The 15,422-nt window shown below is 64.7% G+C and carries 14 protein-coding genes; 9 read left to right on the top strand and 5 right to left on the bottom strand.

From position 1 onward, the window contains the following. The first annotated feature begins 19 nt into the window (after nucleotides 1-19). Genes BCCGELA001_RS12170 through cyoD form a run of 4 tightly spaced genes read left to right on the top strand, consistent with a single transcriptional unit; the run spans nucleotide 20 to nucleotide 3,867 of the window. Complete coding sequence (locus BCCGELA001_RS12170) at nucleotides 20-853, top strand: cytochrome o ubiquinol oxidase subunit II (RefSeq protein ID WP_008550763.1); 834 nt, start codon at nucleotides 20-22, stop codon at nucleotides 851-853. Next, entirely contained in the window at nucleotides 843-2,843 is a 2,001-nt protein-coding gene (gene cyoB / locus BCCGELA001_RS12175) for a cytochrome o ubiquinol oxidase subunit I (RefSeq protein ID WP_060735391.1), read from the top strand. The genes BCCGELA001_RS12170 and cyoB overlap by 11 nt, the downstream gene beginning before the upstream one ends. Continuing rightward, nucleotides 2,843-3,484 (top strand): cytochrome (ubi)quinol oxidase subunit III, encoded by a 642-nt coding sequence (locus BCCGELA001_RS12180; protein WP_060735392.1) that lies wholly within the window; start codon nucleotides 2,843-2,845, stop codon nucleotides 3,482-3,484. Before cyoB ends, BCCGELA001_RS12180 begins: the two co-directional genes overlap by 1 nt. Beyond that, the gene (cyoD, locus tag BCCGELA001_RS12185) at nucleotides 3,481-3,867 is read left to right on the top strand and encodes a cytochrome o ubiquinol oxidase subunit IV (protein ID WP_060735393.1); all 387 of its coding nucleotides are present in this window, start codon (nucleotides 3,481-3,483) and stop codon (nucleotides 3,865-3,867) included. Before BCCGELA001_RS12180 ends, cyoD begins: the two co-directional genes overlap by 4 nt. 299 nt (nucleotides 3,868-4,166) lie before the next feature. On the opposite strand, the gene BCCGELA001_RS12190 is transcribed toward cyoD, so the two are convergent. After that, nucleotides 4,167-4,955, bottom strand: coding sequence for a thermonuclease family protein (locus BCCGELA001_RS12190; protein ID WP_060735394.1), 789 nt, complete (start codon nucleotides 4,953-4,955; stop codon nucleotides 4,167-4,169). 201 nt (nucleotides 4,956-5,156) lie between these two features. Between BCCGELA001_RS12190 and BCCGELA001_RS12195 the strand changes: the two genes are divergently transcribed. The 3 genes from BCCGELA001_RS12195 (at nucleotide 5,157) to BCCGELA001_RS12205 (ending at nucleotide 8,325) form a co-directional block, all read left to right on the top strand. Further along, entirely contained in the window at nucleotides 5,157-6,755 is a 1,599-nt protein-coding gene (locus BCCGELA001_RS12195) for a GMC family oxidoreductase (protein WP_008550760.1), read from the top strand. 7 nt (nucleotides 6,756-6,762) lie between these two features. Beyond that, complete coding sequence (locus tag BCCGELA001_RS12200; RefSeq protein ID WP_060735395.1) at nucleotides 6,763-7,212, top strand: hypothetical protein; 450 nt, start codon at nucleotides 6,763-6,765, stop codon at nucleotides 7,210-7,212. Nucleotides 7,213-7,305: 93 nt separating this feature from the next. Then, on the top strand, nucleotides 7,306-8,325 hold the full coding sequence (locus tag BCCGELA001_RS12205) for a S1C family serine protease (protein WP_060735396.1): 1,020 nt from the start codon (nucleotides 7,306-7,308) through the stop codon (nucleotides 8,323-8,325). A gap of 173 nt (nucleotides 8,326-8,498) precedes the next feature. Here BCCGELA001_RS12205 and BCCGELA001_RS12210 read toward each other — a convergent pair whose 3' ends face one another. Continuing rightward, on the bottom strand, nucleotides 8,499-11,975 hold the full coding sequence (locus BCCGELA001_RS12210; protein ID WP_060735397.1) for an indolepyruvate ferredoxin oxidoreductase family protein: 3,477 nt from the start codon (nucleotides 11,973-11,975) through the stop codon (nucleotides 8,499-8,501). Nucleotides 11,976-12,130: 155 nt separating this feature from the next. Between BCCGELA001_RS12210 and BCCGELA001_RS12215 the strand changes: the two genes are divergently transcribed. Together BCCGELA001_RS12215 and BCCGELA001_RS12220 are read left to right on the top strand one after the other, a co-directional pair. After that, complete coding sequence (locus BCCGELA001_RS12215) at nucleotides 12,131-13,087, top strand: hypothetical protein (protein ID WP_060737624.1); 957 nt, start codon at nucleotides 12,131-12,133, stop codon at nucleotides 13,085-13,087. Nucleotides 13,088-13,136: 49 nt separating this feature from the next. Next, nucleotides 13,137-13,835, top strand: a complete 699-nt coding sequence (locus BCCGELA001_RS12220) for a cysteine hydrolase family protein (RefSeq protein WP_060737625.1) — start codon at nucleotides 13,137-13,139, stop codon at nucleotides 13,833-13,835. Between the two features lie 26 nt (nucleotides 13,836-13,861). Here the strand turns inward: BCCGELA001_RS12220 and soxA are convergent, their stop codons facing one another. Genes soxA through BCCGELA001_RS12235 form a run of 3 tightly spaced genes read right to left on the bottom strand, consistent with a single transcriptional unit; the run spans nucleotide 13,862 to nucleotide 15,422 of the window. After that, a complete protein-coding gene (gene soxA / locus BCCGELA001_RS12225; protein ID WP_008550753.1) occupies nucleotides 13,862-14,641 on the bottom strand; it encodes a sulfur oxidation c-type cytochrome SoxA in 780 nt (259 codons plus the stop codon). Continuing rightward, nucleotides 14,638-14,955 (bottom strand): thiosulfate oxidation carrier complex protein SoxZ, encoded by a 318-nt coding sequence (soxZ, locus tag BCCGELA001_RS12230; protein ID WP_008550752.1) that lies wholly within the window; start codon nucleotides 14,953-14,955, stop codon nucleotides 14,638-14,640. The genes soxA and soxZ overlap by 4 nt, the downstream gene beginning before the upstream one ends. Then, nucleotides 14,955-15,422, bottom strand: a complete 468-nt coding sequence (locus tag BCCGELA001_RS12235; protein WP_008550751.1) for a SoxY-related AACIE arm protein — start codon at nucleotides 15,420-15,422, stop codon at nucleotides 14,955-14,957. The genes soxZ and BCCGELA001_RS12235 overlap by 1 nt, the downstream gene beginning before the upstream one ends.

Genomic DNA, 15,422 nt, shown 5'->3' on the forward strand with positions numbered 1-15,422 from the left:
AACCGCTAGTGGCTTGTCGATGAATCTGCTCGATCCGCAAGGGCCCGTGGCTGCGGGCAACAGCACCATCCTGATCGATTCAGTCTTCATCATGCTCGTGATCGTGGTGCCCACCATCATCGCGATCCTCGGCTTTGCGTTCTGGTTTCGCGCCTCGAACCCAAGAGCGCGCTACCAACCCGACTTCGTCTATTCCGGCCGTGTCGAGATGGTGGTGTGGTCGATTCCCGCGCTCACCGTGATCCTGCTCGGCGGTGTCGCCTGGATCGGCTCGCACCAGCTCGATCCCGCTGCCCCTGTGCCCGGCACCGGCAGCCCGGTGCGGATCCAGGCCGTCTCGCTCGACTGGAAATGGCTGTTCATCTATCCGGACCAGCGCATCGCGACCATCAACACCTTGACGGTGCCGGCCGGTGCCGAGTTGAAATTCCAGCTGACGTCGTCGAGCGTGATGAACACCTTCTTCATCCCGCAGCTCGGCAGCATGATCTACACCATGAACGGCATGGTGACGAAGCTGAACCTGCGCGCCGACAATGAGGGCAAGCTGCAGGGCCTGTCGGCGCATTTCTCCGGCGACGGCTTCCCCGACATGATGTTCGACGTCAACGTGGTCTCGCCGCTTGCCTTTCCGGAGTGGGTGGCGACCACGGCGAAGACGGATGCCGTCCTAAACGAGGACAGCTACAAGAAGCTGATGCAGCAGGGCATCGAGAAGGGCCGGCCGGTCTACCGTCTCGAAGACCCACGGCTGTTCGACCTGATCGCGACCCAGCACATTCCGCCGGGGCCAGGACCGGAGCTCGCATCCGAAGCAGGCCGGTCGCACAGCGGAGGCCACGATGCTCGGTAAGCTCGACTGGTCGGCCATCCCGTTCGATCAGCCGATCCCCCTCGTCGCAGGCGGGGTGGTGCTGGTCGCGATCCTTGCCGTGCTGGCCTGGGTCGTCGTGAAGGGACATCTGCCCTATCTCTGGAACGAATGGATCACCAGCGTCGATCACAAGCGCATCGGCGTCATGTATGTGCTGCTGGCCTCGGTGATGCTGCTGCGCGGCGGCAGCGACGCCATCATGATGCGGATCCAGCAGGCCGTGGCCTACCAGTCGCAGGGCTATCTGCCGCCCGAGCACTACAATCAGATCTTCTCGGCGCACGGCACCATCATGATCTTCTTCGTGGCGATGCCGTTCGTGATCGGGCTGATGAACCTGATCGTGCCGCTCCAGCTCGGTGTGCGCGACGTCGCATTCCCGACGCTAAATTCGGTCGGTTTCTGGTTGACCGCAACCGGCGCACTGCTGGTCAATATCTCGCTCGTGGTCGGCGAATTCGCACGCACCGGCTGGCTCGCCTTTCCGCCGCTGTCGGAATTGTCCTACTCGCCGGGTGTCGGCGTCGACTATTACGCCTGGTCGCTCCAGATCTCCGGCGTCGGGACGTTGGTAGCCGGCATCAATCTCGTCACGACGGTGCTGAAGCTGCGCACCAAGGGCATGAACTACCTGCGCATGCCGATGTTCTGCTGGACCACGCTGGCCTCGAACCTGCTGATCGTCGCGGCGTTCCCGATCCTGACTGCCACGCTCGCGATGCTGCTGCTCGACCGTTACCTCGGCTTCCACTTCTTCACCAACGAGGCCGGCGGCAACGTCATGATGTTCATGAATTTGATCTGGGCCTGGGGCCATCCCGAGGTCTACATCCTGGTGCTGCCGGCCTTCGGCATCTTCTCCGAGGTGGTCTCGACCTTCTCCGGCAAGGCGCTGTTCGGCTACCGCTCGATGGTGCTGGCCACCATGGCGATCTGCGTCATCTCCTTCATGGTCTGGCTGCATCATTTCTTCACGATGGGCGCAGGGCCCAACGTCAACGCGATCTTCGGCATCGCCAGCATGATCATCGCGGTGCCAACAGGCGTGAAGATCTACAACTGGCTGTTCACGATGTATGGCGGCCGCATCCGCTTCGCGACGCCGATGCTGTGGGCGATCGGGTTCATGGTGACGTTCATCATCGGCGGATTGACGGGCGTTCTGCTCGCGGTGCCGCCGGCCGACTTCATCCTCCACAACAGTATGTTCCTGGTGGCGCATTTCCACAACGTCATCATCGGCGGCGTGCTGTTCGGTGCCTTCGCCGGCTTCGAATACTGGTTTCCCAAGGCGTTCGGCTTCCGGCTCGACGAGCGCTGGGGCAAGGCTGCGTTCTGGTTCACCTTCACCGGCTTCTTCGTCACCTTCATGCCGCTCTACATCGTCGGCCTGCTGGGCATGACGCGGCGAATGCAGCATTACGACGTCGCGGCGTGGCGGCCGTGGATGATCGTCGCGGCGATCGGCATGGCGGTGCTGACGATCGGCGTGATCTGCCAGATCGTGCAGATCGTCGTCAGCGTCCGCAACCGTGAGGCCTTGCGCGACCGCACCGGCGATCCCTGGGACGGGCGCTCGCTGGAATGGGCGACGTCGTCGCCGCCGCCAGTGTTCAATTTCGCCTTCAATCCGGACGTGCGCGGCGAGGACGCCTATTGGGACATGAAGGCCAAAGCCAGAAATGAAGCGCTCGCTGCCGACAGGCCGGAATATCAGGACATCGAAATGCCCCGGAACTCGCCGACCGGTTTCGTCTGCGCGTTCTTCGCTACCATCATGGGCTTTGCGCTGATCTGGCACATCTGGTGGATGGTGATCCTGGGCGGCCTCGGCGCGTGGGCGACCTTCGTCCTGTTCGCTTGGCGCGACCATGATGAATACGTCATTCCGGCCGCCGAAGTCGCGGCGATAGACCGGGTCAATCTCGAGGAGCGGCGCGGCCTCGTCAGCATGGCGGGAACAGTCTGATGGCGATGACTGCGACCGCCGGCCACGCGCACGCCGATCCCCATCACATCGGGCTCGTCATCGAGCATCCCGGACCGGCGCCAAAGCGGATCGTGACCGCCTACGGCTTCTGGATCTTCCTGCTCTCCGACATCGTGATGTTCTCCTGCTTCTTCGCAGCTTACGCGGTGCTGGTCGGCCAGACTGCCGATGGGCCGAAGGGTTCGGAGATATTCGAGCCGAGATACGTCGCGATCGAGACGGTCTGCCTGCTGCTGTCCAGCTTCACCTGCGGCATGGCCAGCATCGCGGCCGATGTGCGCAACCGGTTCTGGTTCTATCTCAGCATGAGCGTGACCTGCGTGCTCGGGCTGATATTCCTCGTCCTCGAGTTTCGCGAATTTGCCGATCTCATTGCGCGTGGTTATGGCCCGTCGCGAAGTGCGTTTCTGACCGCGTTTTTCTCGCTGGTTGGCTGCCATGGCCTTCACGTCTCGGCCGGCGTGCTGTGGCTGCTCACCATGATGGCCCAGGTGTTCGCAAAGGGCTTCCGTGCCGACATTTTGCGCCGGATGACGTGCTTTGCGCTGTTCTGGCACGCGCTCGACATCATCTGGGTCGCGGTGTTCTCCGTTGTCTATCTGCTTGGGAGTGGCGTATGAGCGATCAGGCGCACGCACGGACCGACCGTGACCTCGCACCGGGCGAGGAAGAACAGCACAGCGTCGGCACCCGCATCCTCGGCTATGTCGTCGGCCTCGTCCTGGCGCTGCTGCTCACGGCGACGTCGTTCTTCATCGCCGGCACGGATCTGGTCTGGCAACCATCGATTCCCGTCGCACTGATCGTGCTGGCGATTGCGCAGATGGGCGTGCACCTGGTGTTCTTCCTGCACATCACCACCGGCCCCGACAACACCAACAATGTGCTGGCTCTCGCCTTCGGCCTCTTCGTCGTTTTCCTCGTGATCGGAGGCAGCGTCTGGATCATGGCGAATATGAATGCCAACATGGCGCCGATGGACCACATCATGCGGATGCAGTGATAGCATCGAACAAGCGTGCCAAGGCCACGAGGGCACTTAAGCGCCGACGTCTCTGCGTCGTCATGGCCCGGCTCGATTTGGAGCTGGGCACAAAAAAGAAGAGCCGCTTGTGATGACAAGCGGCCCAAGTCTAGGGAGGAAACGCCCGAGCAAGGCAATCGGACCGAAGCCGGATTGCTGCCAAGGAAACGCTCGCGCGAAGCGCTTGCGTATGTTCATAAGTGCAGCAACTCGCCAAGGAGTTCAATTCCGGATCAATACGGTCTCGGACTACCACTCACGGATGCGTGAGGAGTTGTTCACTTCGGCCGGCGGCAATTATAGGCCTTGCGGAAGCCGGCCGCCTGGGCGTCGTCCTCCGAGCAGAACCAGCGGTCGGGCTTGGTGGTCGCCGGATAGCTCGGGCAGCCTCGCAGATGATAGATGCCGATGTTGCCGGTGACGCGCGCGCGCACCGCGAGCTTGCCCTTGATGCTGCAGCTCGGCGGCATGACCAGCTCCTCCGGAAACAGCACGGCGCGGATTTCCTTGTCGCGGTCCGGCCGGCAGGCGGCGCCGAGCAGGGCAGCGTCCTTCTTGCCGCTACGGAAATCTTGCGGCGCAACAAAGCAGCCCTTCCAAATCCCCGCCGCCGCCGTCTTGGCCTCGGTGGCCGCCGGCTTGACGTTGACCCTGACCGGTTCGCGCGCGAGCGCGAAGCCGAGCTTGATCAGCTGCTCGTTCAGGCTGGCCTTGTCGCCCTCGGCCGTGCAGATGGCGCGGTGCCGCTTGCCAAAGCTCTTTTCCGGTCCGACATCGTCGCAGCGTACCGTCCGCTTGTTGATGAGCTTGGTCAGCTGGTCGCGGGCCTCGATGCCGCAGGTCCAGGAATCGGCTTGGTTGTCGATGCAGACCTGGTCCAGCTCGGGCGCGTCGACACCGTCGAGCCGGTAGGTGACGTCGCCGACCTGGACCGAGTTGCCGTCGCGGACCGTCGCGGCGCCGGTCAGCGCGGAGGCCGGCCCGATTGAGGCCAGAAATCCGGACGAGGCGAACAACGAAACGAGCGCAAAAGCGCGGGTGGCGGCAAAGAAATTCTGGAAGGACATACGGTCTCGCTATCGATGGCGCGGGCGCCCTGTTCCTAGCATCCGGATGGGGCGATACCAATGGTCTGCGCCCTGCGAAGTGTGACATTCCGGCCTCGCGGCTTTACTCAACCATTGCTCTGATCCTATCGTTCGACGGCCTTTGCGGACCGCGAAAGGCCGAATCGCCCGGAAAGCGGCGAGGGGGAGGAAAAGGTTGCGATGAAAGACCCCGTGGACGTCCTGATCATCGGCGCCGGCGCTTCCGGCGCGGCGGTGGCGTGGTCGCTGGCCGAGACCAAGATGCACATTCTCTGCCTGGAGCAGGGCGGCTGGATGAAGCCGGCGGAATATCCCAGCACGGGCCGCGACTGGGAGGCCAAGTTCTATGGCGAGTGGTCGTCGAGCCCCAATGTTCGCGGCCATCCCGAAGACTACCCGATCAACGACGACAATTCGCCGATCAAGGTGGTGAACTACAATGCGGTGGGCGGTTCGACGGTGATGTACACGGCGCACTGGCCGCGGCTGCATCCCTCCGATTTCAAGGTGAAGACGCTCGACGGTGTCGCCGACGATTGGCCGATTGATTACGACGCGCTGACCCCGTTCTTCGAGGAGAACGACCGGATCATGGGCACGTCGGGCCTGTCGGGGGATCCGCTCTCGCCGCTGACGCATCCGCCGATGCCGCAGCAGCCGCTCGGATTGTCCGGCGCCATCATCGCCAAGTCCATGAACAAGCTCGGCTGGCACTGGTGGCCATCGGACACGACGGTCGCGACCATGGACTATGAGGGCCGGGCGCGCTGCATCAATCTCGGCCATTGCACGCCGGCCTGCGCGCAAGGCGCGAAATCCTCGACCGACATCACCTATTGGCCGCAGGCGATCCGCGCCGGGGTCGAGCTGCGCACGCATTGCCGCGTGCGAGAGATCACCACAGACGAGAACGGCATGGCCTCGGGTGTGGTCTATTACGACAAGGACGGTGTCGAGCAGTTTCAGCCCGCGCACGTCGTCATCATCGCCTGCAACGGCGTCGGCACGCCGCGGCTGCTGCTGAACTCGGCGTCCCAGCGCTTTCCGAACGGCCTTGCCAATTCGTCCGGCCTCGTCGGCAAGAACCTGATGTTCCATCCCTATGCGCAGATCTACGGCTATGTGAAGGAGCCGACCGACAGCAACCGCGCGCCGCCGACCTGCCTGTGGAGCAAGGAATGGTATGACACGGATCTGTCGCGCGGCTTTGTGCGCGGCTTCGGGGTCCAGTTCGTGCGCGGCGCCGGGCCCGTGTTCGAGGCCGTCGTCAGCGAGCAAAAGGGCATTCTGCCCTGGGGCGAAGATCATCACCGCGTGTTCCGCAAGCTGAACGGCCATCGGTTGGGATTCTCCGCGATCTGCGAGGACCTGCCGGAGGAGCACAACCAGGTCACGCTCGACCCCGTGCTCAAGGACAGCCACGGCATTCCCGCGCCGAAGATCAGCTACACGATCAGCGAGAATAGCCAGAAGATGATGGACTATGCGCTGGCGCGCGGCCGCGAAATTCTGGAGACCGCGGGCGCAACCGACATCTGCGTCAACTCGCCGATCCCTTGGGGCGGCTGGCACCTGCTCGGCACCGCGCGGATGGGCACCGACCCCGAACGCTCCGTCGTCAACGAATGGGGCCGCACCCACGACGTGAAGAACCTCTTCATCGTCGACGGCAGCATCTTCGTCACCTCGGGCGGCGTGAACCCGACCTCCACCATCCAGGCCCTCGCGCTCTACATCGCCGACCAGATGAAGCAGCGCCTCGCCAATTTGTTCGATTGAGGCTGTGATGTCCGCAGACGACCAACTGACACGCAGGCAGCGCGACGACCTGCGTACCATCGCCGCGATGATCATTCCCGCCAGCGACGCGTACAAGGTGCCGGGCGCTGACGATCCCGCGATCCAGGGCGACATAGTCGCTACGCTCGGCCGCGACACCAAATTGGTGGTTGCGGCACTGGATCATCTGGCGCGGCTCGCCGGAGCGCCGCTCGGCGAGCTCGATGCCGCCACGCGCGATGCGGTGGCGCAGGAGTTTCGCAAGAGCGGCGGTGCTGCCGCGGTCACGCTCGTCCGCGTCGTGCTGCAATGCTATTACCGCGACGACCGCGTGCTGGGCTCGCTCGGGATCGAGCTGCGCGCGCCATTCCCGAAGGGCCATGTGCTTCCGGACGGGGACTGGTCGCTGCTCGACTCGGTCAAGGCAAGAGGCGGCTCGCTGAGGCGGGCGCCCTAGCCATCTGGGCAGTCCAGCCCTGCGCTTCCCGCCGCGCACCTTGCGCGGCAGGGAGCAGGCCACCATCTGTGTGAGCCTTCAAGGACTCTTGCCATGCTGGACTTCACCTCAGATATCGCCGATGACGCAGCGTCATCGCGAACGACGGCGCCTGCGCCGGTCGATGACCGGGCCCTGCTGGATGCCTATTCCAATGCCGTGATCGACGTGACCGACCGCGTCGGACCTGCGGTCGTGCGCGTCGAGACCGGGCCGAAAGTGCCTGATAGACGCGAGCGCGGCGGGCTCGGCTCCGGCATCGTGATCTCGCCGGATGGACTCGTGCTCACCAACAGCCACGTGGTCGGCTCCTCCAGGGAGATCCGGCTGCGCGACGTCGAGGGCCATGTCGGCGACGCCCAGGTGCTCGGCGTCGATCCCGACACCGACCTTGCGCTGCTACGCGCCAATGGCGTGCGCCATCTGCCGTACGCCGCGCTCGGCAATTCCAAGACGTTGAGACGCGGCCAGCTCGTAATCGCGATCGGCAATCCGCTCGGTTTCGAGTCGACCGTGACCGCCGGCGTGGTCTCGGCGCTCGGGCGCTCGATCCGCTCGGTCAGCGGGCGCACCATCGAGGACGTGATCCAGACCGATGCCGCGCTCAATCCCGGCAATTCCGGCGGGCCCCTGGTGTCGTCCAATGCCGAGGTGATCGGTATCAACACCGCCATCATCAACGGCGCGCAAGGCATCTGCTTTGCGGTCGCCAGCAACACCGCGCAGTTCGTGCTGGCGGAGATCATCCGCCACGGCTATGTCCGCCGCGCCTATATCGGCGTCGCCGGGCAGACCGCGCCCGTTCCGCGGCGGCATGCGGTGCTGGCTGGGGTTGAGAACAAGATGGGCGCGCTCCTGATGCAGATCGAGCCGGACGGGCCGGCGGCCAAGGCGGGCCTGCTGTCCGGTGACGTCGTGATCAGGCTCGACGGCATCGAGATCAACGGCGTCGACGATCTGATCCGCGTGCTCGACCGCGACCGCATCGGCCGGCGGCTGGCCATGGACGTACTGCGGCTGGGCCGCCTGCGGGCGATCGATATCGACCCGGTGGAGCGCAAGCCGGCGCGCTAAGCCGTACCAATCGCCCAGTTAAGCAATGACACAGAATGGGTGGTAAGCACGTCCCACGATCTCGTCATTGCGAGCGAAGTGAAGCAATCCAGACTGTCTCTGCGGAAAGACTCTGGATTGCTTCGTCGCAAGGGCTCCTCGCAATGACCCGCGGAGAAAGCGTCGCGCCTCCGCTACTCCGCCGCAACTGCAAAACGGCTGTTCTCCAGCTCCGCTTCCAGCCGCGCCGTCTCGGCGGCCGCCAGCTTGATATTGGCTTCCTTGACGTGGCCGAAGCCGCGGATCGTCTCGGGCACGCGCGCGAGGCGTGCCAGCAGCGGAATCTTTTCTGCCTTCAGCCCGGCGATCCGCTGGTCGATCATGCCGACATAGTCTTCGATCAGCTTGCGCTCGCTCCGGCGCTCCTCGGTGCGGCCGAACGGATCGAACGCGCTGCCGCGTAGGAATTTGAGCTTCGCGAGGACGCGGAAGGCATGGATCATCCAGCCGCCGAACTCCTGCTTCTGGAGCCGGCCGGTCGCCCTGTCGCGCTTTGCGAAGATCGGGGGTGCAAGGTGATACTTCAGCGTGAACTCGCCGTCGAACTTCTCCGACACCTTCTTGGCGAAGCTGCCGTCGGTATAGAGCCGCGCGACTTCATATTCGTCCTTGTAGGACATCAGCTTGAACAGGTTCTTCGCGACCGCCTCGGTCAGCTCCGTGGACGCCGGCGAAGCCATGCTCTCCGCCTTGCGCACCTTCTCGACGGCGGCGAGGTAGCGGTCGGCATAGGCCTTGTCCTGATAACCGGTCAGGAATTCGGCGCGGGTCGCGATGACGTCGTCGAGCGACTTGGTCGGCGCCGATGCCCTGTTCTTGAACTGCAGCACGCTGCGCACGCGCGACATATCGTGGGCGGCAAGGCGCCCCCAGGTGAAGGCGAGCTTGTTCATCTCGATCGCGGTGCCGTTGATCTCGATGGCGCGGAGCAGCGCTTCGAGGGACAGCGGGATCGCGCCCTTCTGGAAGGCAAAGCCGAGCATGAAGGGATTGGTGGCGATGCTGTCGCCCATCAGCGCCGCGGCAATGCCCGTGGCGTCGATGATGTCGAGGTTCTTGTCGCCGATAGCGTCGCGCAGCACGGTCTGCATCGCACCCATCTCGAAGTCGAGATCGGGATTCTGCACGAAACTCGCCGTCGGTTGCAGATCGGCGTTGATGTAGGCTTTCGTCACGCCGCGCTCGGCGCGGCTGAGCGCGGTGGGACCGGCGGAAACGATCATATCGCAGCCGAGGATGACGTCGGCGCCCCCGGTGGTGATGCGAACCGCGGAGATGTCCTCCGGGCTCGGGGCGATGCGGACATGGCTCATCACCGCGCCGTTCTTCTGCGACAGGCCGGTGAAATCGAGCGCCGAGCAGCCGCGGCCGTCGACATGGGCGGCCATGCCGAGCAGGGCGCCGATGGTGATGACCCCGGTGCCGCCGATGCCGGTGACGAGAATGTTGTAGGGGCCGTCCAGCTCGCGCGCGGCCGGCAGCGGCAGGTCGGCGAACAGCTGGCCGGAATCGACCGCCGACGTCTTCATGCGCTTCAGGCTGCCGCCATGCACGGTGACGAAGCTCGGGCAAAAGCCCTCGACGCAGGAAAAGTCCTTGTTGCAGTTGGACTGGTCGATCTGGCGCTTGCGGCCGAACTCGGTCTCCAGCGGCTGCACCGAGACGCAATTCGAGGCCTGCGAGCAGTCGCCGCAGCCTTCGCAGACCAGCTCGTTGATGAAGGCGCGCTTGGCGGGGTCGGGATAGAGGCCGCGCTTGCGGCGGCGGCGCTTTTCCGCAGCGCAGGTCTGGTCGTAGATGATGACGGTGAGGCCTTTGATCTCACGCAGCTCGCGCTGCACGGCATCGAGCTCGCGCCGGTGATGGATGGTGGCGCCTTGCGGGAAGTAGTTGCCTTGCGGGTACTTGTTCGGATCGTCCGAGACGATCGCAAGCCGCTTGACGCCCTCGGCCCAGACCTGATGCGCGATCTGCGCGACGTTGAAGGCGCCTTCGGCCGGCTGGCCGCCGGTCATCGCGACGGCGTCGTTGTAGAGGATCTTGTAGGTGATGTTGATGCCAGCGGCGGACGCGGCGCGCAGCGCCAGAAGACCGGAATGGGTATAGGTGCCGTCGCCGAGATTCTGGAAGATGTGCGTCTCGCTGGTGAAGGGAGACTGGCCGATCCAGTTCACGCCCTCGGCGCCCATATGGGAGATCAGATCGGTGCGGCGGGACGGCATGCTCAAGGCCATGCCGTGACAACCGATTCCGGCCATGGCGCGGCTGCCCTCCGGCACCCGGGTCGAGGTGTTGTGCGGACAGCCCGAGCAGAAGAACGGCGTGCGCGCGAGCTTGATGGGCGCGCTCGTGGTGACGGGATTGTCGAAGGCTTCCAGCCGCGCGAGGCGCTGCTCCAGCACCGGGCTGTGATGACCGAGCTTGCGCAGTCGCGCCACCAGCGCGCCCGCCACGATGGTCGGCGTCAGCTCACCCTCGCTCGGCAAGAGCGGCGCGCCAGTCTCGTCGCGCTTGCCCGTGACGGTCGGACGCTTCGAGGCATCGATGTTGTAGAGGATGCGCATCAGCTGGTCTTCGATGAAGCCGCGCTTCTCCTCGACCACCAGCACGTCCTGAAGACCCTCGGCGAAACGCTTGGCGCCGCTTTCCTCCAGCGGCCAGGTCATCGCGACCTTGTAGATGCGCAAGCCGAGGTCCTGCGCGTCCTTGTCGGTGATGCCCAAGTCAGCCAGCGCCTGGCGCAAATCGAGATAGGCTTTGCCGGTGGCGACGACGCCGAGCCGCGCCGGCTTGGAATCGAGCACAATGCGGTCGAGCTGGTTGGCGCGGGCAAAGGCCTGCACCGCCGCCATCTTCGGCCCGAACAGGCGGCTCTCGGCCTCGAGCGGCGGATCCGGCCAGCGGATGTTGAGGCCGCCGGGCGGCATCTCGAAATCATCGGGAAGCACGATCTTGACGCGTTCAGGGTCGCTATAGATCGAGGCCGAGCTCTCGACGGTCTCGCTGATCGCCTTGAAGCCGACCCAGCAGCCGGAGAAGCGCGACAGCGCGAAGCCGTAGAGACCGAGGTCGAGATAATCCTGGAGCGTGGCGGGATTGATTACGGGGATCAGCGCCGCCGCGAAAACCTGCTCGCTCTGATGCGCCAGCGTCGAGGATTGGCAGCCGTGATCGTCGCCGGCGAGCGCCAGCACGCCGCCATTGCGCGAGGTGCCGGCTGCATTGGCATGCTTGAGCGCATCGACGGAGCGATCGACGCCGGGCCCCTTGCCGTACCAGATACCGAACACGCCGTCGACCTTGGCGCCGGGAAACAGGCCGACCTGCTGGCTGCCCCACACCGCGGTCGCCGCCAGATCCTCGTTGAGGCCGGGGACGAAGGCGATGTCGTGCTGCTGGAGGTGCGACTTCGCGCGCCACAACGCGTGGTCATACATGCCGAGCGGAGAGCCGCGATAGCCCGAGATGAAGCCGCCGGTGTTGAGCCCTTGGAGCCGGTCGCGTTCGCGCTGCAACATGGGCAGTCGGACCAGGGCCTGGGTGCCGGACAGGAAGATCCGCTTCGATTCGAGCCGGTATTTATCGTCCAGCTCGACCTGCATCAGCGTCATTTCGGAAGTCCTTGGCTCTCGGGGTTTGCGCTGCGGGAAGGGATTGCGGCTGCGCGACGCGAATTGTGACAGTCAAAAGCATGCACCGGCGAAGTCAATATCGCTGGCCGCATCCGTGGCGGTCCTGCTAGTCATGGCTGCCTGTGGAGAGCACCATGACTGCTAACGCATTCGACACCGTGATCACGGAGACGGCGGAGGCCTTGATCGGGCCGTGGCGCCGGCCGCGCCAGATGCTGCAGGCGCAAACCTATGACGCGCACGCCTCGATCCATGACGATGCCACCGCGCAGAAGCTCGGCTTCAAGGGCGGCACCATCGAGGGCCCGACCCATTTCAGCCAGTTTGCGCCGCTCGGTGAACGGCTGTGGGGGCGCGCATGGTTCGAGACGGGGTGCCTCTCCGCGCATTACCGCAGCGTCTGTTACGAAGGCGAGGAGGTGCAGGCGGTCCTGTCGAAGCCGCTGCCTGCCACAAGCCAGTGCCAGATCCAGATGGTCAAGCGCGACGGCACCGAGGTGCTGCGCGGCACGGCCTCGGTCGGCGAGCCGCACGCAGCGACGGCGCTCGAAGCGCGCCTTGGCGAGCTCAAGCCGCTCACTGATCCCGTCATCTTGCGCGATGTGAAGGTGGCCCAGACCAGCAAGCGCCAGTCGGTCCGGATGGCCTTCGACCAGAACATGGGCGACCTCTATCCGTTTTCGCTGCGGCAGAAGCTCGCGGTCATCACCGAGAACTCGCCGTATTATTCGGGCGCCGACAATCCCTGGCGCGGGCCCATCATCCCGATGGAGATGCTGAGCGTGCTGTTCCAGTATCGCTCCAAGGACGATCCGCTGCCGGCCAAGGGCCCGGCGGTCGGCCTGTTTGCCGATCAGGAGATCAGGCTGGTGAAGGGGCCACTCTTCGTCGACGAGGAGTACGAGGTCGAGCGCGAGGTGGTCGCGCTCTCCGGCAGCCGCCGCACCGAAAGCGCCTGGGTCAAGACGCGCGTATTCGACAAGGCGAATACGCTGGTCGCTACCATGCTGCTCAACATGGCGACGCTGAGGGACTCGTACGCGCCCTATGAGGAGGAGTATCGGCAGTTGTATGGGAGAGCGTCGGCCTGAATGGCACGGCGCTTGCAAACGTACCGGGAGCATTTCTCGCGGGGGCATCATCTTGAACTCGACCAACCCGGCACCGGCCGTCATCAACGCCGAGCCCGAGCCGATCAAGCTCGATTGGCTCGCCACGGCCCTTCTCATCATCGACATGCAGCGGGACTTCATGGAGCCCGGCGGTTTCGGTGAGACGCTGGGCAACGACGTCAGCCAGCTCGCGCGCGCGGTGAAGCCGATCGGCGCGGTGCTGAAGGCTGCGCGCGATACCGGCATGCTGGTGATCCACACCCGCGAGGGCCATCTGCCCGATCTCTCGGACGCGCCGCCGGCGAAGATCGAGCGCGGCGCCCCATCCTTGCGCATCGGCGATCCTGGCCCTATGGGGCGCATCCTCATCCGCGGCGAGGCCGGCCACGACATCATTCCCGAACTCTATCCGCTCGACAGCGAAGTCGTGATCGACAAGCCGGGCAAGGGCGCGTTCTACGCCACCGAGCTTGGCGAGGTCCTGGAGAGCTACGGCATCGAGAACCTGTTGGTGTGCGGCGTCACCACCGAGGTCTGCGTCAACACCACCGTGCGCGAGGCCAATGACCGCGGCTATCGCTGCATCGTGATTTCCGACGGCTGCGCGTCCTACTTTCCCGAGTTTCACGAGATGGGCCTGCAGATGATCAAGGCCCAGGGCGGCATCTTCGGCTGGGTCGCGGACTCGGCCGCCGTGCTGGAGGCGATGAATACTTCGACGGGTTAGACGACGACCGGTCCAGGCCTGATCGCCTAAGGCCGCACCGCCGGCGTCTCAATCGGCAGGCCGCGCGCCCGCGACATCAGATAGAGCTCGAGCGCGACCAGCTCGGGCGAGCCGTAATCGTAGGCCTGGGCGCGCACGCCGGTCATGCAGCTGCGCAGCCGCCGCTCCAGCGATCCCAGCGTCTGCCATTCCAGCCGGTAGAGCGGATAGCCGGTCGGCTGTCCCTGCGTGATCGGCGCGCCGGCGAGGCGCTTGTCGAAATGGTCGTCGTGGCAATTGGTGCAGGCAAGATTGAGCTGCCCCTCGCGCTGCATGAACAAATCGCGCCCCTGCGCGACGAAGGGTTTCAGCTGCGGATCGTCGCCGGCGGCGATGGGAATGCCGCGCGATTGATGGGCGACGAAGGCGGAGAGCGCCAGGAGGTCGCGGCTTTCGTAAGATAGCGGCGTCGCCTGTTGGTGATCGGCGCGGCAGAGATTGATGCGTTGGTCGAGCGTGACAGGACGCGCCAGCGCCTTGTCGAAGGCGGGATAGCGCGCGGCGACGCCCTTCATGCTGCCGCGGGCGTCGCCATGGCAGTCCGCGCAGGACTTCTGCACACGACCTGTCTTCTTTCCCCACAGCGCCTCGCCGTCGAGCACGAACAGCATGCCCGGATTGGACGTGTCGTCGTCCTGCATCGCGCGCGTGTCCGGCCCCATGAAGGAGTAGCCGGACCGGCGCGCATCGGGCGCGATTTCGCCGGCAAGTAAGGCAGGGGCCGCGGCGAAGACTGTTGCCGCCGCTATCGCGCGCCAAAGGCTCATTCGACGATGATCGATGCCGAAGCGGTGGATGAATAGCCGTTGTCGCCGATCCATTCGAATTCGAACTTGCCGCTCTCCTTGGCCACCGTGAAAAAGGACAAATAGGGATTTGCGGCGATCGCCGGAAAGAGATCGGCGCGAAAGATCTCGGCGCCATTGTAACGACAGGTGAAGCTCGTGATGATGTCGCGCGGCACCAGTCTGCCGTCCGCGGTATGGCGGAAGCCTGTCTCCATGATGTGCGAGGTCAGCGTGCGGATCTCGATGATTTCGCCGCGTTTGGCCTTGGCGGGAACGTTGATGAGCGCGGCCATCAGTTCATTTCCTCGGTGCAGGCCGCCAGCGTTACGACAACTTCAGTGGCGGCCTGCCAGAACGTGTCGTCGGACAGGCGCGCGATCGCGACCACCTTCTGGGTGTCCGCGAGGCGGATCCGGGTCGAGACCTGGGCGCGGCCGGAGGAAGGGCCGAGGTGGAAATTGCCGATGTTCGGCTGCGGGTTCTTCTCGTTGAAGACGTGGATGGACTTGACGTAATCGTCCGCCGTCATCGGACTTGCGACGCTGACCGTCATCGGCACGGTGTTGCCGTTCTCGACCAGCGGCGGAATGTCGAGCTTGACCTTGCCGGTGCGCAATTGCGCTTCACCGACGACATTGCGGATCGCGGCGGTGAGCATGGCCGGCGTCGCCTCGACCGGCTGCAATGTGAGGATCGGGATCGCGCCGGCGGCCGTCACGCTGCCGGCAAGACTGAGAAATTGTCGTCGCGTGGTTGGCAT

The sequence above is a fragment of the Bradyrhizobium sp. CCGE-LA001 genome, assembly GCF_000296215.2.
Classification (GTDB): Bacteria; Pseudomonadota; Alphaproteobacteria; order Rhizobiales; family Xanthobacteraceae; genus Bradyrhizobium.